36 protein-coding genes are annotated in these 25,850 nt (G+C 58.2%); 3 read left to right on the top strand and 33 right to left on the bottom strand.

What is annotated here, in order from left to right:
- Positions 1–70 precede the first annotated feature (70 nt).
- The 3 genes from ACO079_RS04065 to ACO079_RS04075 form a co-directional block, all read right to left on the bottom strand.
- Positions 71–616: a hypothetical protein gene (locus ACO079_RS04065; protein WP_421792020.1), complete on the bottom strand. Its 546-nt coding sequence runs from the start codon at positions 614–616 to the stop codon at positions 71–73.
- Positions 617–725: 109 nt separating this feature from the next.
- Positions 726–2,750 carry an acetyl-CoA carboxylase biotin carboxylase subunit gene (locus ACO079_RS04070; RefSeq protein ID WP_421792022.1) on the bottom strand — a complete coding sequence of 675 codons (2,025 nt, stop codon included), beginning with the start codon at positions 2,748–2,750 and terminating at the stop codon, positions 726–728.
- 74 nt (positions 2,751–2,824) lie between these two features.
- Complete coding sequence (locus ACO079_RS04075; RefSeq protein WP_421792024.1) at positions 2,825–3,280, bottom strand: ion channel; 456 nt, start codon at positions 3,278–3,280, stop codon at positions 2,825–2,827.
- Between the two features lie 72 nt (positions 3,281–3,352).
- Here ACO079_RS04075 and ACO079_RS04080 point away from each other — a divergent pair, with 72 nt between their 5' ends.
- Positions 3,353–4,210, top strand: coding sequence for a hypothetical protein (locus ACO079_RS04080; protein WP_421792026.1), 858 nt, complete (start codon positions 3,353–3,355; stop codon positions 4,208–4,210).
- Here the strand turns inward: ACO079_RS04080 and ACO079_RS04085 are convergent.
- On the bottom strand, positions 4,207–5,166 hold the full coding sequence (locus ACO079_RS04085) for a beta-propeller fold lactonase family protein (protein WP_421792028.1): 960 nt from the start codon (positions 5,164–5,166) through the stop codon (positions 4,207–4,209). The two genes, ACO079_RS04080 and ACO079_RS04085, sit on opposite strands and share 4 nt — an antisense overlap.
- Before the next feature lie 168 nt (positions 5,167–5,334).
- On the opposite strand from ACO079_RS04085, the gene ACO079_RS04090 reads away from it, so the two are divergent.
- The gene (locus ACO079_RS04090; protein WP_421792030.1) at positions 5,335–5,628 is read left to right on the top strand and encodes a GIY-YIG nuclease family protein; all 294 of its coding nucleotides are present in this window, start codon (positions 5,335–5,337) and stop codon (positions 5,626–5,628) included.
- A 428-nt stretch (positions 5,629–6,056) separates the two neighbouring features.
- Here the strand turns inward: ACO079_RS04090 and ACO079_RS04095 are convergent, their stop codons facing one another.
- From ACO079_RS04095 to ACO079_RS04140, 10 genes are all read right to left on the bottom strand, one after another.
- On the bottom strand, positions 6,057–6,485 hold the full coding sequence (locus ACO079_RS04095) for a hypothetical protein (RefSeq protein WP_421792032.1): 429 nt from the start codon (positions 6,483–6,485) through the stop codon (positions 6,057–6,059).
- A 15-nt stretch (positions 6,486–6,500) separates the two neighbouring features.
- A complete protein-coding gene (locus tag ACO079_RS04100; RefSeq protein ID WP_421792034.1) occupies positions 6,501–7,331 on the bottom strand; it encodes a hypothetical protein in 831 nt (276 codons plus the stop codon).
- 11 nt (positions 7,332–7,342) lie between these two features.
- Positions 7,343–8,875: an acyl-CoA carboxylase subunit beta gene (locus ACO079_RS04105; protein ID WP_421792035.1), complete on the bottom strand. Its 1,533-nt coding sequence runs from the start codon at positions 8,873–8,875 to the stop codon at positions 7,343–7,345.
- A 76-nt stretch (positions 8,876–8,951) separates the two neighbouring features.
- Entirely contained in the window at positions 8,952–9,473 is a 522-nt protein-coding gene (locus ACO079_RS04110) for a GrpB family protein (RefSeq protein WP_421792037.1), read from the bottom strand.
- A gap of 1 nt (position 9,474) precedes the next feature.
- Positions 9,475–10,215, bottom strand: coding sequence for an ATP12 family chaperone protein (locus tag ACO079_RS04115; protein ID WP_421792039.1), 741 nt, complete (start codon positions 10,213–10,215; stop codon positions 9,475–9,477).
- Complete coding sequence (locus tag ACO079_RS04120; RefSeq protein WP_421792040.1) at positions 10,212–10,895, bottom strand: HAD-IA family hydrolase; 684 nt, start codon at positions 10,893–10,895, stop codon at positions 10,212–10,214. The genes ACO079_RS04115 and ACO079_RS04120 overlap by 4 nt, the downstream gene beginning before the upstream one ends.
- Entirely contained in the window at positions 10,892–11,881 is a 990-nt protein-coding gene (locus ACO079_RS04125) for an RluA family pseudouridine synthase (protein WP_421792042.1), read from the bottom strand. The genes ACO079_RS04120 and ACO079_RS04125 overlap by 4 nt, the downstream gene beginning before the upstream one ends.
- Positions 11,878–12,261, bottom strand: coding sequence for a fluoride efflux transporter CrcB (crcB, locus tag ACO079_RS04130; protein WP_421792044.1), 384 nt, complete (start codon positions 12,259–12,261; stop codon positions 11,878–11,880). Before crcB ends, ACO079_RS04125 begins: the two co-directional genes overlap by 4 nt.
- A 310-nt stretch (positions 12,262–12,571) precedes the next feature.
- Complete coding sequence (locus tag ACO079_RS04135; RefSeq protein WP_421792045.1) at positions 12,572–13,399, bottom strand: PIG-L deacetylase family protein; 828 nt, start codon at positions 13,397–13,399, stop codon at positions 12,572–12,574.
- Positions 13,396–14,706 (bottom strand): replication-associated recombination protein A, encoded by a 1,311-nt coding sequence (locus ACO079_RS04140; protein WP_421792046.1) that lies wholly within the window; start codon positions 14,704–14,706, stop codon positions 13,396–13,398. The genes ACO079_RS04135 and ACO079_RS04140 overlap by 4 nt, the downstream gene beginning before the upstream one ends.
- A gap of 36 nt (positions 14,707–14,742) precedes the next feature.
- Between ACO079_RS04140 and ACO079_RS04145 the strand changes: the two genes are divergently transcribed.
- The gene (locus ACO079_RS04145) at positions 14,743–15,153 is read left to right on the top strand and encodes a VOC family protein (protein ID WP_421792047.1); all 411 of its coding nucleotides are present in this window, start codon (positions 14,743–14,745) and stop codon (positions 15,151–15,153) included.
- On the opposite strand, the gene ACO079_RS04150 is transcribed toward ACO079_RS04145, so the two are convergent.
- The 19 genes from ACO079_RS04150 to rpmC form a co-directional block, all read right to left on the bottom strand.
- Positions 15,150–16,598, bottom strand: a complete 1,449-nt coding sequence (locus tag ACO079_RS04150) for a Do family serine endopeptidase (protein WP_421792048.1) — start codon at positions 16,596–16,598, stop codon at positions 15,150–15,152. The two genes, ACO079_RS04145 and ACO079_RS04150, sit on opposite strands and share 4 nt — an antisense overlap.
- Before the next feature lie 97 nt (positions 16,599–16,695).
- Entirely contained in the window at positions 16,696–17,118 is a 423-nt protein-coding gene (gene rplQ / locus ACO079_RS04155) for a 50S ribosomal protein L17 (protein WP_421792049.1), read from the bottom strand.
- A 51-nt stretch (positions 17,119–17,169) separates the two neighbouring features.
- Positions 17,170–18,189 (bottom strand): DNA-directed RNA polymerase subunit alpha, encoded by a 1,020-nt coding sequence (locus ACO079_RS04160; protein WP_421792050.1) that lies wholly within the window; start codon positions 18,187–18,189, stop codon positions 17,170–17,172.
- Positions 18,190–18,272: 83 nt separating this feature from the next.
- Entirely contained in the window at positions 18,273–18,662 is a 390-nt protein-coding gene (gene rpsK, locus ACO079_RS04165; RefSeq protein WP_421792051.1) for a 30S ribosomal protein S11, read from the bottom strand.
- Positions 18,663–18,675: 13 nt separating this feature from the next.
- The gene (gene rpsM, locus ACO079_RS04170) at positions 18,676–19,044 is read right to left on the bottom strand and encodes a 30S ribosomal protein S13 (RefSeq protein WP_421792052.1); all 369 of its coding nucleotides are present in this window, start codon (positions 19,042–19,044) and stop codon (positions 18,676–18,678) included.
- A gap of 150 nt (positions 19,045–19,194) precedes the next feature.
- Positions 19,195–19,758, bottom strand: coding sequence for an adenylate kinase (locus tag ACO079_RS04175; protein ID WP_421792053.1), 564 nt, complete (start codon positions 19,756–19,758; stop codon positions 19,195–19,197).
- A complete protein-coding gene (secY, locus tag ACO079_RS04180) occupies positions 19,755–21,107 on the bottom strand; it encodes a preprotein translocase subunit SecY (protein WP_421792054.1) in 1,353 nt (450 codons plus the stop codon). Before secY ends, ACO079_RS04175 begins: the two co-directional genes overlap by 4 nt.
- Positions 21,108–21,130: 23 nt before the next feature.
- A complete protein-coding gene (rplO, locus tag ACO079_RS04185; protein ID WP_421792055.1) occupies positions 21,131–21,622 on the bottom strand; it encodes a 50S ribosomal protein L15 in 492 nt (163 codons plus the stop codon).
- 34 nt (positions 21,623–21,656) lie between these two features.
- Complete coding sequence (rpmD, locus tag ACO079_RS04190) at positions 21,657–21,845, bottom strand: 50S ribosomal protein L30 (protein ID WP_421792056.1); 189 nt, start codon at positions 21,843–21,845, stop codon at positions 21,657–21,659.
- Between the two features lie 3 nt (positions 21,846–21,848).
- The gene (gene rpsE / locus ACO079_RS04195) at positions 21,849–22,430 is read right to left on the bottom strand and encodes a 30S ribosomal protein S5 (RefSeq protein WP_421792057.1); all 582 of its coding nucleotides are present in this window, start codon (positions 22,428–22,430) and stop codon (positions 21,849–21,851) included.
- 11 nt (positions 22,431–22,441) lie between these two features.
- Positions 22,442–22,795, bottom strand: a complete 354-nt coding sequence (rplR, locus tag ACO079_RS04200; protein ID WP_421792058.1) for a 50S ribosomal protein L18 — start codon at positions 22,793–22,795, stop codon at positions 22,442–22,444.
- 11 nt (positions 22,796–22,806) lie between these two features.
- Positions 22,807–23,340, bottom strand: coding sequence for a 50S ribosomal protein L6 (gene rplF / locus ACO079_RS04205; RefSeq protein WP_421792059.1), 534 nt, complete (start codon positions 23,338–23,340; stop codon positions 22,807–22,809).
- A gap of 13 nt (positions 23,341–23,353) precedes the next feature.
- The gene (rpsH, locus tag ACO079_RS04210; RefSeq protein ID WP_421792060.1) at positions 23,354–23,752 is read right to left on the bottom strand and encodes a 30S ribosomal protein S8; all 399 of its coding nucleotides are present in this window, start codon (positions 23,750–23,752) and stop codon (positions 23,354–23,356) included.
- Between the two features lie 16 nt (positions 23,753–23,768).
- Positions 23,769–24,074, bottom strand: coding sequence for a 30S ribosomal protein S14 (gene rpsN / locus ACO079_RS04215; RefSeq protein WP_421792061.1), 306 nt, complete (start codon positions 24,072–24,074; stop codon positions 23,769–23,771).
- Positions 24,075–24,123: 49 nt separating this feature from the next.
- Entirely contained in the window at positions 24,124–24,684 is a 561-nt protein-coding gene (gene rplE, locus ACO079_RS04220; protein WP_421792062.1) for a 50S ribosomal protein L5, read from the bottom strand.
- Positions 24,677–24,991, bottom strand: coding sequence for a 50S ribosomal protein L24 (gene rplX / locus ACO079_RS04225; RefSeq protein WP_421792063.1), 315 nt, complete (start codon positions 24,989–24,991; stop codon positions 24,677–24,679). Before rplX ends, rplE begins: the two co-directional genes overlap by 8 nt.
- Before the next feature lie 2 nt (positions 24,992–24,993).
- Positions 24,994–25,362, bottom strand: coding sequence for a 50S ribosomal protein L14 (gene rplN / locus ACO079_RS04230; protein WP_421792064.1), 369 nt, complete (start codon positions 25,360–25,362; stop codon positions 24,994–24,996).
- Between the two features lie 35 nt (positions 25,363–25,397).
- Positions 25,398–25,634, bottom strand: a complete 237-nt coding sequence (gene rpsQ, locus ACO079_RS04235; RefSeq protein ID WP_421792065.1) for a 30S ribosomal protein S17 — start codon at positions 25,632–25,634, stop codon at positions 25,398–25,400.
- A gap of 3 nt (positions 25,635–25,637) precedes the next feature.
- Positions 25,638–25,844, bottom strand: a complete 207-nt coding sequence (rpmC, locus tag ACO079_RS04240) for a 50S ribosomal protein L29 (RefSeq protein WP_421792066.1) — start codon at positions 25,842–25,844, stop codon at positions 25,638–25,640.
- Positions 25,845–25,850: the final 6 nt, after the last annotated feature.

The raw sequence follows: 25,850 nt of genomic DNA on the forward strand, positions 1-25,850 counted from the left end.
GCCTCCCCTGCCAGTTTCGTCTAAACTGCGAGGGGAAGCCGCATTCTGTCAATCGCCTTTCGAGCGAAGATTACGCAACGGTCTCGTCATCCTCGCGCTTCATGGAGGCAAACCAGAAGCCGAACAGGAAGGTCACTGCCCAGAATCCGCCAAACCCAACCCAAGCTGCCGGCGACAGTCTTTCTTGCGCCATGGCAGTGTTTTCTTCCAGCCAGGCCTGGAAATCTTCCTGCATGGCCGGATCCTGCGCCACGGTCTGGAAATCACGCCCGATGGATTCCGCATACTCACCCATCAAACCAATCGAGACGGTAACGGCCAGAATGCCGGAGGCGATCATGCTGACCAGGGCCGCAACAATAACCGGCAGCAAAAACAGCATGATACCCCGGTCAGCATCGCGCCGCCGGTTGATGAAGAGGAAAGAAACAAACACAACAAGCAAGAAGAAGAGCGCCATCGAAAGATAGCCAAAAAGCTCGCTGTTATCACTCGTTCCGAGCGTTGTTCCGAACCAGGTTTTGGCGGCATCGGCAACAGCAAGAATAACAAGCCCGATCAAAAAAGCGGCAGGTGCCGCGCGTTGAATGGGCGTCACAATAGCAAGCGGATTCATAGGTTTTGTCCCTGTCAGAAGTTATCGACCGGAGTCGGCTTTAACCCCGTCGACGAAAGCTTTGAAGCGGGACCGTTTCAGCCCCTGTCCCGCCTGTTCTTTGTCCCGCCTATTCAAATTCGACCAGCAATTCATCGGCAGACACCGACTGTCCGGCCTCTACAGCAATCTGTTTCACCACCCCGTCCATCTCGGCTCGGATGACGTTTTCCATCTTCATCGCTTCGACCACCAGCAGCGGCGCACCTGCTTTCACCTCGTCCCCAGCCTGGGCTTCCAGCGTGACCACAAGGCCTGGCATGGGACTTGTAACCTGTTTCGCCGACGCACTGGTGTCGCGCTCTGGGAGAATGGCATGGAGGTCCGCTGACCGGTGCGTAGCAACAATCGCGGTCGTCGTATAACCGCGATGGCGCAACCGATACCCTTCAGTGAGGTTTTTGAATTCTACCGCGAAATGTTCATCATCCATCAGCCCGTCAAACACATGTTCGCCGGGCAACCAGGCGCTCTCTAGTTTCACGGGGCCGCCATCCAGCTCCGGCATAATCAGCTTGGCTGGCGTGCCGCCGCCTATTGCGGCATCCGGCAGATCAATATCAACGGCGATGCGCTGCTTATCCATCAACACATCCCATTCATCGGTATAGATGCGCGGCAGTGGGGTCAGACGCCCGGAGGTACGTGCTGCCCGGCGGGTCATGACCGTGTGAATGAAAGCAGCCGTCGCCGCGATCGCCCGCGTCTGGAATTCCGTTGGTTCGGTGCCGGTAAACCCTTCCGGGAATTTTTCGGCGATATAGCCGGTGTGAATATCGCCCTCCCGAAAATCCTCTTCTTCCAGACAGGCCGCCAGGAAAGGTGTGTTCGGCTGCAGACCTTCGATATGATAGCGGTCCAGCCCTTCCAGCAGCGTATCGATTGCGGTCTCGCGGGTTTTGCCGTGGGCGACCACCTTGGCGATCATCGGATCATAAAAGAGCGAGATTTCGTCGCCCTCGCGCACACCGGAATCAATGCGCAACGTGCCCTCGCCCAGCTTTCCCTCGGCCGGTTCAGAATAGCGGATCAAACGGCCAATGGAGGGCAGAAAGCCGCGATACGGGTCTTCAGCATAAAGCCGCGCCTCGACGGCCCAGCCATTTATTTTCACATCCTTCTGGCGCAACTCCAGCTTCTGGCCTGCCGCGATGCGGATCATCTGTTCGACCAGATCGATGCCGTGCGTCATCTCGGTGACGGGATGTTCCACCTGAAGGCGGGTATTCATTTCGAGGAAGTAGAAATTCTTGTCCTTGTCGACGATAAACTCGACCGTCCCGGCACTGTCATAATCAACCGCTTTCGAGAGGGCGACGGCTTGTGCGCCCATGGCTTCGCGCGTCGCTTTGTCGAGGAAGGGCGATGGCGCTTCTTCGAGCACTTTCTGATTCCGGCGCTGGACCGAACATTCGCGCTCATTCAGGTGGATTACATTGCCATGCCGATCGCCTAACACCTGGATCTCGATATGACGCGGGCGCTCGATAAACTTCTCGATGAAGATGCGCTCGTCCCCGAATGAAGACCGGGCTTCATTGCGGGCTGACTTGAATCCATCGCGCGCTTCTTGATCCGAGTAGGCAATCCGCATGCCCTTGCCGCCGCCACCCGCCGAGGCCTTGATCATTACCGGATAGCCGATCTCGGCGGAGATTTTCACCGCTTCCTCCGCATCTTCAATCAGGCCCATATGGCCGGGCACGGTTGAGACCTTGGCTTCAGCAGCAAACTTCTTGGACGTGATCTTGTCACCCATCGCCTCAATGGCGTGCGGATTCGGGCCGATCCATTCAATGCCGGCCTCTTTCAGCGCCATGGGAAAGTTCGGATTTTCCGACAAAAAACCGAAACCGGGATGAACAGCTTGCGCCCCGGTTTTCTGGGCGGCCTCAATGATTTTTTCAATCACCAGATAGCTTTCGCCCGGCGCAGGTGGACCGATGAAAACCGCCTCATCGGCCATGTCGACGGCTTTCGACCCGGCATCGGCCTCGGAATAAACCGCAACGGTTTCAATGCCGAGGCGCTGACAGGTCTTGATAACGCGCACGGCAATCTCGCCGCGATTGGCGATCAGGATTTTATCGAACATGAAAGCCCTTTTCTTGTCCCCGAAAGGTTTTCACCGGTTTACCGTGCTTGTTGCGTCCGGGGCAAGCAAAGAGGCTAGTCGCGCCGGTCCCTCAAGCGATCCAGCCAATCCATCTCATTGGTGCGCATCCGGCCGATCAGCGCCACCATGAACGCTGTCGACCAGCCAATCAGCAGAAAGCCATTGAGGCCTTCCAGCGCGCCCAGCAAGCGCCATTCACTGGCGATCGCGACATCGCCGAAGCCCACGGTCGTAAAGGCCGAGGTGGAGTAATACAGCGAGGCCTCGAACGTCTCGAAAATACCCAGCGCGGAATAGGCCATCGCATAAACCATGATCTCGAAAAAGTGGATCGCCACAAGTCCGAGTATAACCAGCACGATGAACAGCCCCTGCCGGAAACCGGACTGAAACGGTTTGATATGATGTGAGCGGGCTTCAAGAAACCGCATCAGCACAATCAGCCCGGTCATGTGAATGATGACGGTGAGCGTGATTAAAAGCGCAGCGATTCCCAGCGATGGCAACATGGATCACAGTCTAGACCGCTTCCCATTGCCGCCGATAGGGATAAGTTGGCGGCCAAATCAGTCGAGAGCGCCATGAGCCATCCAATTCACAAGATTTCCACTCTCGCCCGCCCGGTCGAGGCGAAATACCCCACCAATCTGGCGGTGCTGATCCTGTTACCGGTGATCGCGATCGGCCTGTTCGGTTGGACGATGTTTAATGGCGGCGGCTTTGCGGAGGCCGCCCTTGCCGGTGTGTACGGGTTATTCACTGCATTTCTGACCTGGGCGTTGGGCCGCGAAATGGACCCGGACCACAACGCGACCGGCTTTATAGCCATGGGGCTGGCCGTACTGATCGCTGGTCTGGGTTATCCCTTTGCTCTGATGTCACTGGCAGCGGTCCTCTTTGCGGTTCGACTGGTCAATCGCACCGTTGGTCCGGCGCCAAAAATCATCGACATTTTTGCTTTGACGGGTCTCGGCCTGGGAGCGGTCTTCGTCGATGGAGCCTGGTGGATCGCCGGCGTGGCGATCATTGCGCTCATCATTGACGCCATATTCGAAAAACCGGCCCTGCCGAATATTCTGGCGGCAGTAGTCTTGGGCCTCGGCATGGGTTTTGCGATCTTCTCCAGCGATACGGGTGTGTTTTCCGATCTCGACACTCTGGTGCGCGGCTGGATCGTCACCGTGGTGGTAATCAGCGTGCTGGTCATCGGCAATATCTGGAATACCTGCGAAGTCGCGGCCTTGATGGATGCCATCGCAGAGCCCTGCCATTGCCAACGAGTGCAGCTGGGCATGGCGCTTATCCTGCTGGCGGGCCTCGCCAGCTTGCTGGGCGGTCAGGACGCTTTGCGCGAACACCTGGCGATCTGGAGCGTCCTCGCCGCCAGCCTGCTGGGCCGCAATATCAAGTTTGAAACCAAGACCGAGGCCGAAGCCTAGCGGACCGCCCAGGCCATGCCGTCTGGTTCATCGCCGGTTTCGATCCGGTCGATGACTTCGCGTGTGGCCACATCAATAACGGTGATGAAGTCATCCTGCGTGTTGGCGATAAACGCGCGCCCGCCATCCGGCGAAATCAGAATACCCACGGGCACCGCCCCGACCTCCACCGTACCCAGATGCGCCCGTGTTTCCGCGTCAAACACCGCCACCGAACCTGTTGTGGCGTTGGACACAAAGACCTGAGATCCATCCGGCGTAAACTTCGCGCGGATCGGGAACCCGCCTTGCGATGAGATCGTGTCGATCACCGTATCGGTGGCGACATCAATGATGGAAATATTGTCCGCGCCGCGATTGGTGACCCAGACTTCCGAGCCATCTGGCGACACATCAATGCCTTCCGCGCCCGCATCAGTCCGCACCGTTGTCACAGTGTTCGCGATACGATCAATGACCGTCACAGAGGCCGAACCGATATTGGCAACGTAGAGCTTGGTATCATCCGGCGTCGGCACCAGCTGGTGCGAGGTGAGTTGGTTGGTTTCCCAGACATTCGTCAGCTCGCCGGTTGGTGTCGACAATTCCACCACCGTGCCGCTGGTTTCGGTTGTCGCCCAGACCAGCGTGCCGTCATTTGAAACCCAGATGCCGTGCGGACCGCGATTGCCTTGCAAATCCCAAACATCGGTGCGGGTGGCGGTTTCCAGATCAATGACCGAAATCGTCGTGCCCTGGGAATTGCCATAGTCGGAAATGTAAGCGGTCTCGCCATCGGGAGAGACGTAAACCTCGTGAGGGTTGCGCCCGACGGCAATGTCGCCGGCGCTTTCATAGCTCGCGGCATCAATGATCGAGACGGTATCGGCGCCCTTGTTGACGATGACGATCTGATCATCCGCCAGAGCACCAGTGGCTGCTGCAATGGCCGCCAGTCCGGCATAGGTGAGTTTCATCTGCCTTCTCCCCGTTCAAGGCGCGCTCGCGCCCTCCTGTTGAGATGTCAGGTGTAGATGGCCGAGGCCAATTGCAAGGGGCGCGTAGATTACGGGTCTGGCAAAGACTGTAGTTTCTCCGGGGCCTTCGGGCTTGACCCGGAGGTCCATCTCTAAACTAATAATTGCATGCCCGCCTACGCCTACATTCTGGCGTCAAAGCCTTATGGCACGCTCTATATCGGCTCGACCGACGATATTGCCCGGCGAGTTTGGGAGCACCGCAATGGCGCAGGCTCCATCTTTTGCAAGAAATACAAGGTCTTCACGCTGGTTTATTTCGAGCAGTTCGACTTCACTCGCGACGCCATCGCGTGCGAGCGACGCTGGAAGAAATGGAAACGCGACTGGAAGATCGACCTCATCAATGAACGCAATCCCGACTGGCGTGATTGGTATGACGAATTGCAGAACTGGGTTTGAACCGCTTTCCTCTGGGTCCCTCGGGCTTGCCTGCCCTCGACCCCGATCGGGGGACCCGAGGGTCCGTCATTCTTTTAGCCGATGGATGCCCGGATCAAGTCCGGGCACCCTAGAGTTTTCAATCATCTCAAATGCTAAAATGACTGGGTCCCTCGGACTTGATCCGAGGGTCTATCTTTCAATTAGTCGATGGATGCCCGGATCAAGTCCGGGCACCCCGGACATATTTCGGTTAAGTAAAACGAATTAACTTCTGGGGCCTTCGGGCTTGACCCGGAGGTCCATCAGAAACAGAAAATCCAATCCAACCGCGCAGGTTGCCTAGTTTGCAAGCCGCACAAACGCCAGGGCCAGAAGTATAAAGCTCGCGAAACCGTGCACGCGAAACGCAAGGATATCGAGATGCGGGAAGCGAAACACTCTGATTTCTAGGTCAATCGCGAATACACAAGCATTGCGCCTAGAAAGACACCTATACCGAAAGCCAGAAAAAAACCCTGATATCCGAGTCTCGCTCGACCATGATCGCGCGTCGCTTTTCTTGCCGAAACGGACCAATCTTCCCCTTGCTCAATTTTCGAAAGCATCTCGGCATAAAGAAATCGCATTTCGCTCAACCGGTTCGCACTGAAAAACGCCGATCCCACAGCAAGGCAAAAACTAGTGATTAATCCAATGATCAAAGTGACTTCTGAAGAATTTGCACTATCGACCCAATCTGCCTCCAAGAAATAGGTTATTGAACCGATTGCTACGGTTGCTGCGCCTCCCGATTGCAAGCGGCGATCTGGCATCTCTCTTTCGAGCGCCTCGAGTGAGATTCTAATTACTTTTTGATGATCAATCGGGTCGGGCATCACAACTCAATATTATCACGCTTCTTCCAAGGGTTTTCGTTCTTTTGTAAGCCCCAGCGCGCGAAGCAACAAAGCACCAGTGGGTGTCACTTCAACATACGAGACGGTGCATTTTGCTCCAGGCACATCATGCTCGACTTGGACTTCAGCTGATCGGTAGAAGCCAAGATGGACCAAATTTTCTATAGAGTCGTAAGAGTTTTGGTATTCTTCGGAATAGAAATATTGCTGTGAACCTGCAGGGGAGATGCTCCCGATCGTGAAATGAAGAATTTTTAGCCCTTCGATCCGATTTGTGTTTTGAACGAACTTGTCGATCGCCTCTTTGATCGCAGTCGAGAGACCTGTCGAAGGATCAAAGTTTTGAAAAAGGTATTGCCGAGCCGAAATGTAAATATGGCGCTGGTTTTCGATGCGGTAATTAGCTGACGGCCGAGAGAAACAGCGACCGTCATCAAAAACTTTGGTACTTTCAATAAGTTTAGCCTCGTCAGAACTAATTGACGCAAGAATTTGTCGGTGGTTCGCAATAGTTGCCGACGAAGCATCACCTGCCGCTACCAGAAGTCTTGCCCAGAATTCCAACAGGTCGTCATCATCTTCGAGAGTTGCGCTTTCGACTATCGGCACTAGCACTTTTAGTGATGGGAACTCAGCTCGAATATCGTGATCGCTGGCATAATTATTTGCTTTATCCAACAGCTTGTTTAGTGACCTCCAGCGATGGAAACGAACCTTGTCTGCAAGGTATTCACCAACCTCGCTTCCACTCTTGCCGAATATTTTATCAAGCCCTTCCGAAATTGATTTGATTGCAGAAGTTTTTGTGCCTTCGTCAATCTCCATTTAGCACTCCCTCACAACGGAATATTATCGTGCTTCTTCCAGGGGTTTTCGGCCTTCTTGTTCGCCAGCGTGCGTAGCGCCTTGATCAGGCGGCGGCGCGTATTGCGCGGCTGGATGACATCATCGATATAGCCGCGCCCAGCCGCCACGAACGGGTTGGCGAAGCGGTCCTCATATTCCTTCACATGCTCGGCCATTTTTTCTTCATCGCCGAGGTCCGCGCGATGGATAATCTCGGCCGCGCCCTTGGCGCCCATCACGGCGATTTCCGCCGTCGGCCAGGCATAGTTGACGTCGCCGCGCAGGTGTTTGGAGCTCATCACATCATACGCCCCGCCATAGGCCTTGCGGGTGATGACCGTCAGCTTCGGCACGGTGGCTTCGGCATAAGCAAACAGCAATTTTGCGCCATGTTTGATGAGGCCGCCATATTCCTGCTTGGTACCGGGCAGGAAGCCGGGCACGTCCACGAAAGTCACGATCGGGATATTGAAGGCATCGCAGAAACGCACAAAACGCGCGCCCTTGCGGCTGGCATCAATGTCCAAGACGCCAGCTAGGCTCATCGGCTGGTTCGCGACAAAGCCCACGGGCTGGCCATCCAGGCGGCCAAAGCCGACGACGATATTCTTGCCATAATCGGGTGCGATCTCGAAGAAATCGCCCTCATCGGCGGTTTTTTCGATAAGCTCCACAATGTCATAGGGCTTGTTCGGATTGGGCGGCACCAGCGAGTCCAGGCTGGGCTCTGAACGCTCTGCACTGTCATAGCTGGGCCTGGTTGGCGGCTTTTCCCGGTTGGACAGCGGCAGAAAATCGATCAGCCGGCGCATCTGCACCAGGGCTTCCAGATCATTTCCGAACGCGCCATCCGCCACGCCGGATTTCTTGGCATGAACCGACGCCCCACCCAGGTCCTCATGACTGACTTCTTCATTGGTGACGGTCTTCACCACGTCCGGGCCGGTCACATACATGTAGGACGTATCCTTCACCATGAAGATGAAGTCGGTGATCGCTGGAGAATAGACATCCCCGCCTGCGCACGGGCCCATAATCACCGAGATCTGCGGCACCACGCCGGAGGCCAGCGTGTTCTGCAAGAAGATATCGGCATAGCCCGCCAGCGAGGCAACACCTTCCTGAATACGGGCCCCGCCCGCATCGAAAATGCCAATCACGGGCGCGCCATTCTGGATTGCGGCTTTTTGGATTTTGACGATCTTCTGAGCGTGCGTTTCCGACAGGGAGCCGCCGAACACGGTGAAATCCTTGGAGAAGAGATAAACTAGGCGGCCATTGATCGTGCCATGGCCGGTGACCACGCCATCACCGGGGATTTTCTTGTCCGCCATGCCAAAATCGGTACAGCGATGCTCAACGAACATATCCCATTCTTCAAACGAGCCTTCATCCAGCAGCAATTCCACCCGCTCGCGGGCGGACAGCTTGCCCTTTTCATGCTGCTTGGCGATGCGGGCGTCACCCCCGCCCCGACGTGCGCGTTCGCGCCGGTTTTCCAGCTCTTTGAGAATATCCTGCATGAAGGCCCCTCTTGGCGTGATCGCAATTTGCGTCAGTTAGCACTGAGTGCAGGAAAAGGGCAATTTATCAGGGCGGTTATTGACGCGCTGCCCAATCGAGCGCGGCTTGAAGCGTTCGATCTATCCAATCCTGTTTCGCACTCTGATATGCTTGGCCTGACAAGCCTAGTGTTTGGGTCAGCTCCCGCTTCAATTCAGAGTATGCTTTGGCCTTATCCGGGTGGGCGATCAGAAAATCGCGAAAGACCAGATGACGGTGCAAGGCTGCATCGCCCTTCCGATAGATGTGCAGATGGACGCGCCGTCGGCCACGCGCATCGGCTTTTCGGAAATAGCGCCGCCCGGCAAGGCCATGCTCACCCTTCGGTTCATAGCCCAGCGCCAACATCTCGGCATTGCGCGCATCGATTTTAGAAAGATCGTTCGCCGAGCCCAGAATATCGATGACCGGTTTGGCCAGAATGCCGGGAATGGCGGTGCTGCCAATATGATCGATGTCGGTCAGCGCAGCACCAAACATTGCCTTTAACGCCTTGGCTTCCCGTGCATAGACCTCTGCCCAGGCAGGGTCATGCACGACAAGCCGCGTCACGGACATGTCAAAGCGCCTCTAGCATCGCGCCAATCGCCAAGCATTCGGCCTTCAACCGCGCGGCGCGTGCTTCCGCCTCAGCATCTTCGCCCCAGTTTTCGATCTGGAAGTCTTCATCAACGCGGCTGGCGGTGAAAATCTCTTCGGCGCTTGCCTGACCCTCGACCAGAGCAAATCCCAGCACGGCAGATGTCGTGAGCGCCGTGGCCTGCGCCAGAGCCGTGAGTTGCCAATGGTCATAGCTCTCGGTCTTGGCCTTCAACGCGTCGAGCGCTTGCGGCGCGGTTTCAGCGGGCATGATGCCTTCCACGGCGGGCAATTTCGCGCCCAGCGCGGCCTCCGCCCAGTCCAGATACGGATCCCAGACGGCTTTTTGCCGTTTCACCAGCTCGGCATCCTCACCGCGATGGCGCATCAAATCAGTTCCGGCATATTTCAGGACTTCCGCGATAATCGCCGGTCGGTTTGAGGGCGCAGAATCAATCGCCCCATGCGCCAGCCGGGTCACGGGCATGATGAAGGGGTCAATCTTTTCGCCCTGTGCGGACCATTCTGCCGCCATCAGTTCAGCGAGCACCCTGGTCGGCGCCGCCAGCGCGTTCTTCATCGGCGTTTTTATGCCGCGCCCATCCAGTTGAACGGCCCAGCCACCTGTTGTCTCGGCAACGCTCACCTTTTTGTAGAAGCGCTTGGGCAGGCCGTCCTCGCGCGACGGAAGGCGGACGCCTTCTTTCATCTTTTCGCTCATGCCGCCTTGCCTTCGCCAAAAGCGGTCAAACCCCGCGCGAGACACTCAAAATCCTCATGCACGGAATGGGCGCCCGATGCGCTCAGCTCCTCGGGAGTGTGAAAGCCCCAGGCGACGCCCGCTGCCGTTACCTTGGCGTTCAACGCCATCTGAATATCGTGGGAGGAATCCCCGATCATGATCGTTCGGTGAGCGTCCACGCCGGTTTCCTGCATCGCTTCCAGCACCATGCGCGGATTGGGTTTTCCCACGCCGGTGCAGCTGGTGTTCAGCGTGACGAACATCCCGTGCAGGCCATGCGCATCGAGAATATGATCAACGCCGCGGCGCGGCTTTCCGGTCGCCACACCCAATAGCCAACCGGCATCATCGAGCTCGTGCAAGAGTTCCCGTGCGCCCTCATAAAGCCCTTCCGTATGCGTGCCGTCAGATCGGTTACGCACAAAAATCTCACGAAAATCATTGCCGATCTTCACCGCGCCTTCAGCGGGATAATCCTCCGACAATAGCATCGGGATGGCTTCGAATAATTCGATTCCGACAATCTGGCGCACCTGATCATAGGAGCAGCCTTTCAGCCCATTCTTGCGGAAGGCTTCATCCATGGACTGGGCAATTAGCTGTCGCGAGTCGACCAGCGTGCCGTCCAGATCAAACAGGGCGAGTTTCAAGTCGCTCACGCCAGCAACTCCGCAATTTCAGCCTCATCAATATCCGCCGGGTTAAAGCCCAGCGCCGCAAAAGTCCGGTTTAGATGTTCAGGCGGATCAGCCTCCAGCGCCAGCGGCCTACCCCCCAGCGGCAGCACCAGACGCCGCGCATGCAGGTGCAGCTTGCCCGACAGATTGTCCGGAATGGGCCGGTGGCTGGTATATTTCTTATCGCCCACAATCGCATGGCCGATCAGCGAGGCATGAACCCGCAACTGGTGCGTCCGGCCCGTAATGGGCTGCATGGCGATCCAGCTGGCTTTCTGACCGGCTTCCGCCACAACGGTATAGCGCGTCAACGCATGCTGCGCGCCCGGCTCGCCATGTTGGGCGGGCATCATCTGCTCGCGGCCATGCGCGCCGCCCGTGTCTTTCTTCAAAAAGCCCTTGATCTCGCCCGTCTTGGGTTTCGGCACGCCAGAGACAATCGCCCAATAGGTCTTTTCCGTCTGGCGGGACTGGAACGCCTTGGCCAGCTTGGCGGCCGCCGCAGGCGTCTTTGCGACGACCAGTACGCCAGAAGTGTCGCGATCCAGCCGGTGTACCAGGCGCGGCTTTTGATCGCCCTTGCCAAAAGCTGCCAGCAAGCCATCCACATGGCGCGTGGTTTTTGACCCGCCCTGCACGGCCAGCCCGGCTGGCTTGTTGAAAGCGATCAAATCCTTGTCCTGATAGATCACCAGCGAACGAAGATAGTCGGCATCTTCGCGGCTGATGGACGCTTCAGGCTTTTGATAGTTCGGGTCCGCATCTGGCAGAGGTGGAATGCGAATGGATTGCCCCGCTTCAACGCGCGTGTCGGCTTTGGCCCGCGCGCCATCCACGCGGATCTCACCCTTCCGCAAGGCTTTCTGCAAGCGTCCATTGGGCACATGCGGAAACTTGCGCTTGAACCATTTATCGAGGCGCGCGCCTTCTTCGCCGGGCTGCACGGTCAGCGTCTGAACACCGCTCATGCGAACACTCTCCGGGCCAACAGCAAGCCAACAAATAGCGCTAGCACGGACAAAACCACCGACGCCGACACATAGAAAGCCGCCGCGCCCCACGCCTTGCGTTCTAGCATCACCACCACATCCAGCGAGAAAGCCGAAAACGTCGTAAAACCGCCCAACGCTCCGACTGCAAAGAAGGCGCGTAACTCATTGGCATCACTGCGGCCCGCTTGCGAGAGCCAGCCGACAAACGCCCCGAGCATCAGCCCGCCCAGCACATTCACCACAAAGGTCCCATAGGGCCAGTCCGGCCCGACCGCGCGCAGGAAAAACTGTCCGGTCAGATGCCGGCTCACCGCGCCGAGGGCACCGCCAGCAGCTATGAGAAGGAGGTTCGTCATGGGTGCGGGAGATATGGGAGTTGGAGCGCCGGTGCAAGCGCGGCTAACCCATGCATTTTTGCATAACGGTTATGGCGGGGGCGCATTTGTGCATCCAAATAAACGACTTATGTCATCACTTGTCTGACGGGCGCACCGTCAGACCAATAATAATAAGGAGATGAATTATGGATCGATTGAGCGCAACCCTCGCCGCCGTGCTGCAAGTTGGCCTGATGGTCGCCGTGTTTGGCGGCATGGCCGCAGCGGTTCTTCCGGCACTGGCCTAAGGAATTTCGAAACGGGGAGCCGACGCTCCCCGTTTTTGATTCTAGGGCTCGATTACGCGCACCGCGTAGTATTCCTGCGTCCACAGTGCATAGAGCAACCAGGCGGGAACGCCCGTTGTCTCGCGCAAATAATCCGCTTGCGAGGCATGGATTTCCCAGGCTCGCGTTTTCAGCTCGGCACCTGCATCTAAAGCAAAATCCGGCTCGGGCTGTAAATCTGCCACCCGAGCATAGCGCTCCCCGCCAAACCGCCGCGAGCCAGGGCGAGAATTGAGCGTATAGGCCAAAGTCACCGCTTCGCCGCGGCGCGTTGCATAGTCCTGTACGGCCAACAGAGTGGCCCGGCCGATCGCCATGTGATCCGGGTGGAGCGAAACTCCGCTTGGCGGATGGAACGTCACCACGGCTTCCGGTTCCAGCCGGACCAGCTCGGCGAGCACCTGATCTGCCAGATCGGCATCGCTGATAGCGTCCGGCACACCACCATCCGGCAAGTCAAATACCACCTGCTCATCAATGCCCAGCGAAAAGCCATGCTGGCGCAACTCGCCTTCACGGATCAGGCCCAGATAGGATTGATCTACGATTTCCGGAAATTGTGTTCCTGCCTCGCCGCGCGTCGCGGTGAGGGTCGCCACAAAAGCGCCCTCCTCGACAGCCCGGCGGATCAGCTCTGTGGACGTAATTTCATCATCGGGATGCGCAAACACCAGCACAATGCGCTGCGCATTCAGTCGCTCGGTGACGCTTTCAACGACTTCTACATCGGGCTCTTCAAACAGAGACCGCCCATACCAAAGCGCGGCGTGATAGCTGAGGAAGACGATAATGGTTGTGACGATCAGGCCGAACAGAAAATTGCGCATCATTCCTCCCTCCGCTTCGCCCGGATTTTCCGCCATCTGGCCAAACGCTCGGAAATCGCCGCCTCGCGCCCGCGATCCGTGGGGTCGTAGAAGACCGGGCGGTCTTTCATCGCTTCCGGGAAATAATCCTGACCAGAAAATCCGCCGTCGGCGCTATGATCATATTCATAGCCCGCGCCATATCCCTCATCTTTCATCAGACGCGTGGGCGCGTTGAGAATGTATTTGGGTGGCGGGAGACTGCCCGTTTCGCTCGCGGCCTTCCTGGCGGCCTTATAGGCGGAATAAACCGCATTCGATTTCGGCGCGCACGCCAGATGCACGACCGCCTGCGCCAGCGCCAGCTCGCCCTCCGGCGATCCCAGGAAGTCATAGGTCTCTTTTGCGGCCAGCGCCGCGTGAATGGCGGTCGGATCGGCCAGACCGATATCCTCATTCGCCATACGCACAATGCGCCGGGCGAGAAACAACGGGTCTTCGCCGCCTTCCAGCATGCGTGCCAACCAGTAGAGCGCCGCATCCGGGTCCGAACCGCGCACTGATTTATGAAGGGCGGAGATCAGATTGTAGTGCTCGTCCCGGTCGCGGTCATAAACCGGGGCACGCCGTTGCAGATAGGTCGACAGGTCCGCGGGGCTAAGAGGCTCTTCACGGTCCAGCGCGAACAATTCTTCGACGAGGTTCAGCAGATAGCGGCCATCGCCGTTCGCCAGCTCGAAAAGCGCAGCCCGGGCGTCTTTCGTGACGGGCAGTTCGCGCCCTTGCTCGCTTTCCGCGCGCTGCACCAATAGTTCCAGGCTCTCCGCCTCCAAGCGCTTCAGCACCAGAACCTGCGCGCGTGACAGCAAAGCGGCGTTCAATTCAAAACTCGGGTTTTCCGTTGTTGCCCCGACGAGCGTGATCACGCCCTCCTCGACGACCGGGAGAAATCCATCTTGCTGGGCCCGGTTAAAGCGGTGGATTTCATCCACGAAGAGCAGCGTACCCCTTCCCGCCTGACGGCGCGCTCGTGCGCGCTCAAACGCTTTTTTGAGATCCGCGACTCCAGAGAAAACCGCTGAAAGTGGCTCGAACTCCAACCCGGACTCATCCGCCAGCAATCGCGCAATCGTGGTCTTTCCGACACCCGGCGGGCCCCAGAGTATTATGGAGGCAAAACGCTTCTGCGAACGCATTCGGGCGATCGGTCCTTCGCCCTTCAAAAGATGATCCTGCCCGACAACCTCATCCAGTGAATTTGGCCGCAAACGGTCGGCCAGCGGACGCGGCGCTTCATCTTCCAGACCGGCAGCTTCAAACAGTGAGCTCATTCGCCTAGTTTATCTTTCAATTGATGGAGAAACACCATGACCTTCACCGCCACCGCCCCGTATCTCAGCGTCCGTGATGGTGCCGCTGCGATCGAGTTCTACAAAGCCGCTTTTGCTGCTGAAGAGCTCGAACGGTATGAGTTTGAAGGCAAGATGGGCCATGCCTCCCTGCGGATTAACGGCCACCTTTTGATGCTGGCCGATGAATTCCCCGAGATGGAAGATCAGATCGGTAATGTGGCCCCGCCGACACTCGGCAACCGGACGACTTTCACCATCAATCTAACCGTGGATGATGCCGATGCCTGGTTTGACCGGGCGGTCAAAGCCGGATGCGTCGTCATCCGCGAGGTGACGGATGAATTCTTTGGCCGCCATGGCAAGCTGCGTGACCCGTTCGGGCATGTCTGGAGCGTGGTTCAGCTGAATGAAGACCGGGAAAACTAGAGTTCCAGATTCGCTTCCTGTCGGCGGCCACGGCGTTCAATGGCAATCGGCCAGGATTTCAGGCCATCCTGCCCGTCCAGCAGGCTTTCCAGATCGCTGATTTCCTCAATCCGCGTTCCGAGGAGTTCGATGACCCGGTCACCGGGGCGGAACCCGAAATAGTCTGCCGCCGAACCACGCTGGACGTTAAACACGACCACGCCACGGGCAAAGGGATCAAAACCAACCGCCTCATTGAAGGCTGGTGAAAGCTCCACCACCTCCACGCCAGCCAGCGGGTTGGCCCCCTCTATGACGCGGCTAAACGGTTCCACGCTGCCAGGCGCCACGTCAACGGGAACCGACACGGACCGCTCGCGGCCATTACGCAGAACCGTAAAGTCGGACGCCTCGCCGACGGCACGGATCGCATAGCGGAACCGAGCTCCTGGCTCGTCATTGATGTCAACGCCATCAATGGCCAGAATGATGTCGCCCTGTTCCAGGCCCGCATCTTCCGCGGCTGCTCCGGGATAAACATCCGATATCAATGCGCCGCGCGGACGGTCCAACCCGAGCGAATCCGCAATATCTCCGGTTACGGTTTGCAAGCGCGCGCCCAGCCAGGGCTGCACCAGCTCGCCTTCTGTCAGGGCGGCATCCACCACACGGCGGACCATTTCGACAGGGATGGCAAAGCCGATCCCGTTCGACCCGCCTGAACGCGAATAGATCGCCGAATTCACACCAATCAGCGCGCCATCCATGTTCACCAGAGCGCCACCGGAATTGCCCGGATTGATCGCAGCATCAGTCTGGATGAAAAATGCAAAGTCCGTCACGCCAACTTCTGTTCGCGCCAAGGCAGAAACAATGCCTGATGTGACCGTCTGCCCCACACCGAACGGATTACCGATCGCCAGCACCAGATCACCAATCTCAGCGGCTCCAGGCTGGGCGAAAGTCAGGGCCGGCAGTGGTTCGTCGGTATCAATCCGCAATACAGCCAGATCCGTATTTTCATCGGCCAGAAGAATTTCGGCTTCGAACTCGCGGCGGTCATTCAGCACGACGCGAAGCTCGTCCGCGCCTTCAACAACATGATTATTGGTCACAACCACGCCGGTGGAATCGACGATCACCCCGGAACCCAGCGATCCCTGCTGTCGCGGTCCTTGGCGGCCGAAAAACCGCTCGAAGAAGGGATCCATCCGGCGCTGAACGGTACGGGTGGTATAGACGTTCACAACCGCCGGCGCGGTATCGCGCACAATGGGCGCAAACGACAATTGCATCTGCGCCTGGCTGCCCGGCACTTCACGGAAACTGTCTTCGGTCAGCGTTTCCGTCCCGGTTCCGGCATCTGCCAGCGAGGGCGGCGTCAGCTCAATTGCTTCATCCTGTGCCTGACAAGCGGTCGTAAATACAGCCGCCGCAGCTAGCAGGGATAGCGCAAATCGTGTCATCTCATCTCTCCTGCCCGGTCATTTGAGAGTCTAGATAGGAAAAAGGCGGCCTCCCGCAAGGAAGCCGCCTGATCCTGAATTCACGGTGAATTGCAGATTACTCTTCTGCAAACTCATCCATTTCCGCATTGCGGGCTCGATCAGCAGCGCCGCGTGCTTCCGGGTCACGATCGACCAGTTCTATCACGGCCAGCGGCGCGTTGTCGCCATGGCGGAAACCCGCTTTCAGAACGCGCGTATATCCGCCGCTGCGCTCTGCATAGCGCGGGCCCAGCGTTTCAAACAGCTTGCCGACCTGCTCGACATTGCGGACTTTCGAGATCGCCTGGCGGCGGGCGTGCAAATCGCCACGCTTGGCCAGCGTGATCAACTTGTCCATGAAAGGCTTCATCTCTTTCGCCTTGGGCAGAGTCGTGACGATCTGCTCATGTTCGATCAGCGATGCCGCCATATTGGCGAACATGGCCTTGCGGTGCGAAGTGGTGCGACCGAGCTTGCGGTGTGCGATGCCGTGGCGCATGGCGTTATCTCCAAAAGAGTCCGGATCGAAGGGGCTTCACAGCCGCTTGGATCAGACGTTTTCCTCATACTTCTTGGCGAGGTCTTCGATATTCTCTGGCGGCCAGTTCGGCGCTTCCATACCCAGATGCAGACCCATCTGGGCGAGAACTTCTTTGATCTCGTTGAGCGATTTGCGGCCAAAATTCGGGGTCCGCAGCATTTCCGCTTCGGACTTTTGAATGAGGTCGCCGATATAAACGATGTTGTCGTTCTTCAGGCAGTTGGCTGAACGGACCGACAATTCCAGCTCGTCGACTTTCTTCAGAAGCGCCGGGTTGAAGTCCAGCTCCGGGCGATCGTCCTCGGCAGGGCGGGCTTCGACAGCTTCTTCGAAGTTGATGAAGATCTGGAACTGGTCCTGCAGGATGCGCGCCGCGAACGCGACAGCGTCTTCCGGCGTGACCGTGCCATCGGTTTCAATGTCCAGAATCAGCTTGTCATAATCCAGAACCTGGCCTTCCCGGGTGTTTTCTACACGGTAGGCCACGCGCTTGACCGGGCTGTAGAGCGAGTCGATCGCAATCAGGCCGATCGGCGCATCTTCCGGACGATTGCGCTCGGCCGGGACGTAGCCCTTGCCGCTATCGACCGTCAGGGTGAAGCGGATTTCCGCGCCTTCATCCAGCGTGCAGATGACATGATCCTTATCGACGATTTCAACGTCGGCGGTCTCTTCAATATCGCCTGCCGTCACAACGCCGGGGCCGGACTTTTTCAGCACGACCCGCTTTTCACCTTCCGAGTGAACGCGCAGCGCCACACCTTTCAGGTTCAAAACAATGTCGGTGACATCTTCACGCACGCCCGGGATAGACGAAAACTCGTGCACCACACCATCGATCTGGACCGAGGTGATGGCCGCGCCCTGAAGCGAAGACAAGAGCACACGGCGCAGGGCATTACCCAGCGTCATGCCAAAGCCACGCTCGAGCGGCTCGGCGATGATCGACGCGCTGCGCTCCGGGTCGTGACCCGCTTTGACTTCCGGCTTCATCGGACGAATGAGTTCTTGCCAGTTCTTCTCGATCACGGGTGAAACCCCTTCTTTCCTGCGACCAGCGGCAAATCCGCGGCGCAAATCTCAAAAATCTTGCCCCTGGATCAGGAGCGGAATTATACGCGGCGGCGCTTCGGCGGGCGGCAGCCATTGTGCGGGATCGGCGTCACGTCGCGGATGGACGTGATGGTCAAACCCGCTGCCTGCAGAGCGCGCAATGCCGATTCGCGGCCCGACCCCGGACCGGAAACATTGACTTCCAGCGTCTTCATGCCGTGATCCATCGCCTTCTTTGCCGCCTCTTCGGCCGCAATCTGCGCCGCATAAGGCGTGGATTTGCGCGAACCCTTGAAGCCGTTCGCGCCGGCAGTCGACCAGGAAATGGTGTTGCCCTGCGCGTCGGTGATTGTCACCTGCGTATTGTTGAAGGACGCATTCACATGGGCCACGCCCGATGTGATATTCTTGCGCTCGCGGCGCTTAACGCGTTCCGGTGCTTTTGCCATAACTTAACCCGCCTTACTTCTTCTTGCCGGCAATCGGCTTGGCCGGGCCTTTGCGGGTCCGGGCGTTGGTGTGCGTACGCTGGCCGCGGACCGGAAGCCCCCGGCGATGGCGCAAGCCACGATAATTACCAAGGTCCATAAGACGCTTGATGTTCACGGCAACCTCGCGGCGGAGATCCCCCTCCACCATGTAGTCACGGTCGATCGTTTCACGGATCTGAATGACTTCCGCGTCCGAGAGTTCGTTGACACGCCGCTCCGAGGCAATGCCGACTTTCTCGCAAATTTCTTTCGCCATCGCGGGACCGATCCCGTGAATGTAGCGCAGCGCGATTTCAACGCGCTTGTTCGTCGGAATGTTGACACCAGCTATGCGGGCCACAATGCTCTCCTTACCTCAAATCGCGACCTTCATTGACGGCGAATTCCGCCCCGGCCAACGCCGGGCGCATAAAACGCCGCCCTTTTCGCGAAGGGCGCTATCTATATTGTCCGCATACTCCCCGTCAACCGGGCAGAATGCGGGATTTCACTATCCGTCGAGTGCTGTAGCAATCGCAGCGGAAACCGCCTCGATCGACCCCATCCCATCGACTTCAACAACTTTGCCCTGATCCGTGTAGTAGGGGATCAAAGGCGCGGTTTGTGTTTCATAAGCTTCAAGGCGCACCTTGAAGGCCTCCACCGTATCGTCTGCGCGGCCCTCTTCTGCGGCGCGCTTGGCCATACGACGGACCAGTTCTTCATTGTCCACGACGAGGCGGACCACCTTGTCGACCTGTGTCTTGCGGCCTTCCAGCAACCGGTCCAGCGCTTCAGCCTGTGCCACCGTCCGCGGAAACCCGTCAAAAATGGCACCGCCCGCAGCTTCCGCTTCCGGCAAGCGCTCGGCGATCAGTTCAATCACGATCTCGTCGGACACCAACGCGCCCGAATCCATGATCGCTTTCACGCGCTGTCCCAGATCCGACCCTGCCGCAATGGCGGCGCGAAGCATGTCGCCTGTAGACAATTGAACCCAGCCGCGTTTGGCGACCAGGTTCTTGGCTTGCGTACCTTTTCCGCAGCCGGGAGGTCCGAACAGAACAAGGTTCATCGATTGCGGCCCCGCAGGCGCTGTTTCTTGATCAGGCCTTCATACTGATGGGCCAACAGATGCGATTGGATTTGCGTCACCGTGTCCATCGACACCGACACGATAATCAGGATCGCCGTTCCGCCGAGCGCAAAGGTCACAGCCCCTGCAGCCCCGCCGGTCAGGATTTCCGGGATCAAACAGACAATCGCCAGATAAAGTGCGCCGATCACAGTCAGGCGGGTCAGCACATAATCCAGATATTCCGCGGTGCGCTTGCCCGGGCGAATACCCGGCAGGAAGCCACCATATTTGCGAAGATTCTCCGCCACATCATCGGGATTGAACACGATGGATGTGTAGAAGAAGGCAAAGAAGATCACCATCAGGCCGTAAAGCGCAATGAAAAGCGGCTGACCGCGGCCCAACTGAGCAGCAATCGCCTGCAGCCATTCCGGGCCCGTCGTCGCCCACATATTGGCAACCGTCGTCGGCAACAAAAGCAGCGAGGTCGCGAAGATGGCCGGGATAACACCTGCCGTATTCAGCTTCAGCGGCAGGAAGGAGGTATCACCCCCTACCATGCGCTGGCCCTGCTGACGCTTGGGATACTGGACCAGCAGACGGCGCTGTGAGCGCTCGATGAAGACCACAAAGGTCAGCGTCGCCAGCATCAGCGCCATGATACCCAGCAGCGAACCGCCAGTAATCTGACCCTGACGCGCCTGCTCGAACAGGCTGTAGATCAGCCCCGGCAGTACGGCGATAATTCCAGTAAAGATAATCAGCGAGATACCATTGCCGACGCCACGCGCCGTGACCTGCTCGCCCATCCACATCAGCAGCATTGTGCCGCCAACAAAGGTCAGCGTCGTTGAAACCAGGAAGAAGAGGCCCGGATCCAGCGCGATCGTCTGGCCGCCAGAGCCCGGCTGCATCATGGAAACCGCAATTGCGCCGCCCTGCACGGCTGCCAGCAGCACGGTCAGGTAACGCGAATACTGGTTGATCTGCTTGCGGCCCTGCTCGCCACCTTCCTTTTTCAGCTTTTCCAGCGACGGAACGGTCGCGGCCATCAACTGCATGATGATGGAAGCTGAAATGTAGGGCATGACGTTCAGCGCAAAGATCGCCATCCGCTCAACGGCACCGCCGGAGAAGATGTTGAACACGCCGATAACGCCACCGGCCTGGCTGTCGAACAGAGCCTGATACTGGACCGGATCAATTCCGGGTACCGGGATGTAGGTGCCAAGCCGATAGGCCACGAGAATGGCCAGTGTGAAGAATATACGCTGCTGCAGCTCTTTCGCTTTCGCGAAAGACGAAAAATTCATGTTCGATGCAAGCTGTTCAGCAGCAGATGCCATTGTCCGTCCTCACGATGTGCGGGCTAGTCCGCCGCCTTGTCAGATTTCGCAGGCTTCGGCGCAACAACGGTCACTTTACCACCAGCTTTCTCAACCGCTTCGATGGCGGCTTTGGTCGCGCCTGCAACCGTGATCTCTACTTTGGACTTGAGCTCGCCTTTCGCAAGAAGGCGCACGCCATCTTTTTCACGACGCACCAGACCGGCCGCAATCAGGGCAGCAGCATCAATCGCTTTCTTGGCGTCGATCTTCTTGGCTTTGATCGCCGCTTCCAGACGGCCGATATTCACTTCTGCGAAGGCCAGACGGTTCGGCTTGTTAAAGCCGCGCTTGGGCAAACGCATGTGAAGCGGCATCTGACCGCCTTCAAAGCCCTTGATCGCCACGCCCGAGCGCGACTTCTGACCTTTGACGCCACGGCCGCCCGTCTTGCCCTTGCCGGAGCCGATTCCACGGCCGACGCGGGTACGGGACTTGGTCGAGCCGTCCTTATCGCGCAATTCATTGAGACGCATGTCTAATTCTCCTTCGAAGGAATAGTCCTCAGGACTAGTCCTCGACGATCTCCACCATGTGCGACACTTTGCTGATCATGCCGCGCACTGCGGGTGTATCTTCCAGTTCACGCACCCGGCCAACCTTGTTCAGGCCCAGACCGATCAGCGTTTGGCGCTGGTCTTGCGGACGCCGGATCGGGCTGCCCGTTTGACGCACCTTGAGAGTTTTCTTGGCGGCCATTGATTAGCCCTCCAGAGCTTCCGGCGCCGAGGCCCCGTCATTGCGACGGTTGACCAGATCGCCAACTTTCAGACCGCGCTTGGCCGCGATGGAACGCGGGCTTTTCTGATGCTTCAGCGCATCAAAAGTCGCACGGATCATGTTGTACGGGTTCGAGGTACCGGTGGACTTCGCCACGACATCCTGAACGCCCAGGGTTTCCAGCACGGCGCGCATCGGACCGCCGGCAATCACGCCGGTTCCCGGAGGCGCTGCGCGCAGAACCACTTTCCCGGCGCCATGGCGTCCCGGGCTGTCATGGTGCAGCGTGCGGCCCTCGCGCAGCGGCACACGCACCAGGTTCTTCTTGGCTTCTTCCGTTGCCTTGCGGATGGCTTCCGGTACTTCGCGGGCTTTACCCTGACCGAAGCCGACCCGGCCCTTCTGGTCGCCAGCGACAACAAGCGCGGCAAACTGGAAGTTCCGGCCACCTTTCACGGTTTTGGCAACGCGGTTGATGTGAACGAGCTTGTCGACGATTTCGTCCTGTTCCTCGTCCCGGTCACGCCGGCGTCCGCGGCCGCGGTTTTCTTCATTACGAGCCATTGGCCGCTCCCTTAAAAGTTCAAACCACCTTCACGTGCCGCCTCGGCCAGAGCCTTGATGCGACCGTGAAAGATGTAACCGCCGCGATCAAAGACGACGTCTTTAACCCCGGCCTTGGTGGCGCGTTCCGCCAGGCGCTTGCCGACTTCCGCTGCCGCCGCGACATTCGCGCCGGTGCCTTTGGTATCGGCTTCTGCCGTCGAAGCGGACGCCAGCGTCACGCCTTGCTGATCGTCGATCAGCTGGGCGTAGATGTGCTTGGACGACCGGTAGACAGACAGCCGCGGGCGGCCATTGGCCACCTTGCGGAGCTTGATCCGGTTGCGCGATGCGCGGCGCTGCATTTTTTCGCGTGAGCTTTTCATGATCTTCGCGCCTACTTCTTCTTGCCTTCTTTGCGGCGGATGTATTCGCCCTGATAGCGCACGCCCTTGCCCTTGTAGGGCTCTGGCGGACGATAGCGGCGGATTTCCGCGGCAACCTGGCCAACTTGTTGTTTGTCAGCGCCCGAGACGATGATTTCCGTCGGCTTGGTCGCCTGGATTTGAATGCCTTGCGGCGGCTCGTAAACCACGTCATGGCTGAAGCCGAGTGACAGTTTCAGGTTTGAACCCTGCATTTGCGCCCGGTAACCGACGCCTTCAAGCTCCAGCGTCTTGTTGAAGCCTTCAGAGACGCCCGTCATCATGTTGGCGATCAAAGCACGGGTCATACCCCACATGGCGCGGGCCCGCTTGCTTTCGCTGGACGGCTTCACTTCAATGCCGTCCTCGCCCTTTGACAGGGTTACGTCTTCTACCGCCGTCAGGTTCAGCTCGCCTTTCGGACCTTTCAGCGTCAGATCGCGGCCCTCGAGGCGCACGTCCACACCGGAAGGAATGGCGACGGGGAGTTTTCCGATACGTGACATCGTTTTTGGCTCCCTAGCTGACCTTGCAGAGGATTTCGCCGCCGACATTCTGCTCGCGCGCGGCGGCATCGGACATCACACCCATCGGGGTGGAGACGATCGCGATACCCAGACCGTTCGAGATCAGGGGCAAATCCTTCACTTTGGAATACACACGGCGGCCCGGCGTTGAAACGCGGCTAATCTCGCCGATGACCGGCTCGCCTTCGTAATACTTAAGCTCGATTTCGAATTCGCGCTTGCCGTCGGCATGTTCAACCTCGGAATAACCGCGGATATAGCCTTCGGTTTGCAGCACATCGAGAACGCGCTTGCGCAGGTTCGAAGCCGGCGTGGCGACAGACGTCCGGTTTCGCATCAGCGCATTCCGGATGCGGGTGAGCATATCACCGAGAGGATCATTCACATACATTTTCAATCCCTCCCGACTACCAGCTCGACTTGACCATGCCCGGGATGTACCCGTTCGAGGCCAACTCGCGCAGTGCAATCCGCGACATTTTCAGCTTGCGGTAATACCCGCGCGGACGACCCGTGACTTCGCAACGATTGCGAACCCGGTTCGGCGCGGAATTCCGCGGCAGCTCTGCCAGCTTCAGCTGAGCCGCGAAACGCTCCTCAACCGGCTTTGACGTATCGCGCGCGATCGCCTTCAGCTCGGCTCTTTTGGCAGCATACCGTTCGGCCAGCTTCTGACGCTTACGGTTACGCTCGACAGCACTTGTCTTCGCCATTTACTTCCTCCTGCGTGCGGCCCCACCGCGGGGACGCCCTCCTGTTGCGTTAGTTCGAGAATGGAAAGTCGAACTCGGCCAACAGGGCTTTCGCCTCGTCATTGGTTTTCGCGGTCGTGCAGACCACAATGTCCATCCCCCGGATCTTCTCGACCTTGTCGTAGTCAATCTCGGGAAACACGATGTGCTCTTTCAGGCCCATGGCGTAGTTGCCACGGCCATCAAAGCTTTTTCCGTTCAGACCGCGGAAGTCGCGAACGCGCGGCAGCGCGATCGTGATCAAACGGTCCAGAAATTCATACATGCGGTCCTGACGCAGCGTGACTTTCACGCCGACATTCTGGCCATCGCGCAGCTTGAAGCCGGCGATGGAGTTCCGCGACTTGGTCTTGATCGGCTTTTGGCCTGCGATCAATTCCAGGTCTTCATATGCGCCATTGATCTTCTTGGAATCCTGGGCGGCTTCACCGACACCCATATTCAGGACCACTTTCTCAATGCGCGGAATCTGCATCGGATTCGTGTAGCCGAACTTTTCTTTCAGCCGATCACGGATCTCTTCGCGATATTTCGAGCGCAGGCGCGGCGTATATTCTTTTACATCAGCCATCGAGGACCTCACCGGATTTCTTGGCCACGCGGACCTTGCGGTCGCCTTCCATCTTGAAACCGACGCGGGTTGCTTCTCCGGATTTCGGATCGGCAAGCGCCACATTGGATACGTGGATCGGCGCTTCTTTGGTTTCGATGCCGCCTGCGGACGCTTGCGTCGGGCGCTGGTGGCGCTTGACGATGTTCACGCCGCGCACGATGACGCGGTTTTCCGCCGGGATCGACTTGACGACTTCGCCCGTCTTGCCCTTGTCGCGGCCGGCCAGGACGACGACCTTGTCACCCTTTTTGATCTTCGCAGCCATGACTACAGCACCTCCGGAGCCAGCGACACGATCTTCATGTGGTTCTTGGCGCGAAGCTCGCGCGGAACCGGCCCAAAGATACGGGTGCCGATCGGCTCTTCATTATTGTTCACGAGAACGGCGGCGTTGCTGTCAAAGCGGATCACCGAGCCATCCTTGCGTTTGATGTCTTTGGCAACGCGGACCACGACGGCGCGGCGCACATCACCCTTTTTGACGCGGCCGCGCGGGATCGCTTCCTTGACCGACACCACGATGATGTCGCCCACATGAGCGTAGCGCCGCTTGGCACCGCCGAGCACTTTAATGCACTGCACACGGCGGGCACCCGAATTATCGGCCACGTCCAGATTGGATTGCATCTGGATCATCTCGATCCTCCTTACAAAGGTCTGTCCGCCAACGCTTACGCGTCAGTGGTCACGACCTCCCACCGTTTCAGTTTCGACTTGGGTGCACATTCCTGAATGAAGGTCTGGTCACCCACTTTGAGGGCATTGGCCTCATCATGCGCGTGATAACGCTTGGAGCGGCGCACCGTTTTGCGGAGAAGCGGGTGCAGAAAGGTCCGCTCCACTTTCACCACGACAGTTTTCTCGCCCTTGTCGCTTACCACGACGCCTTGCAATACGCGTTTGGGCATCGCTTAGCTCCCTTGACCGGCTTGCGCGGTCCGCTCGGCCTGAACCGTCTGGATACGCGCGATTGTGCGGCGCACCGTTTTGACGCGGGCGGTGTTTTGCAACTGACCCGAGGCCTGCTGGAAACGCAGGTTAAATTGTTCTTTTTTCAGCTTCAGGAGCTCGTCCTTCAGCTGATCGTCGCTCATCGCGCGGACATCAACAGCTTGCATAACGTC

Origin of the sequence: Hyphobacterium sp., from assembly GCF_965228115.1 — a bacterium.
Classification (GTDB): Bacteria; Pseudomonadota; Alphaproteobacteria; order Caulobacterales; family Maricaulaceae; genus Hyphobacterium.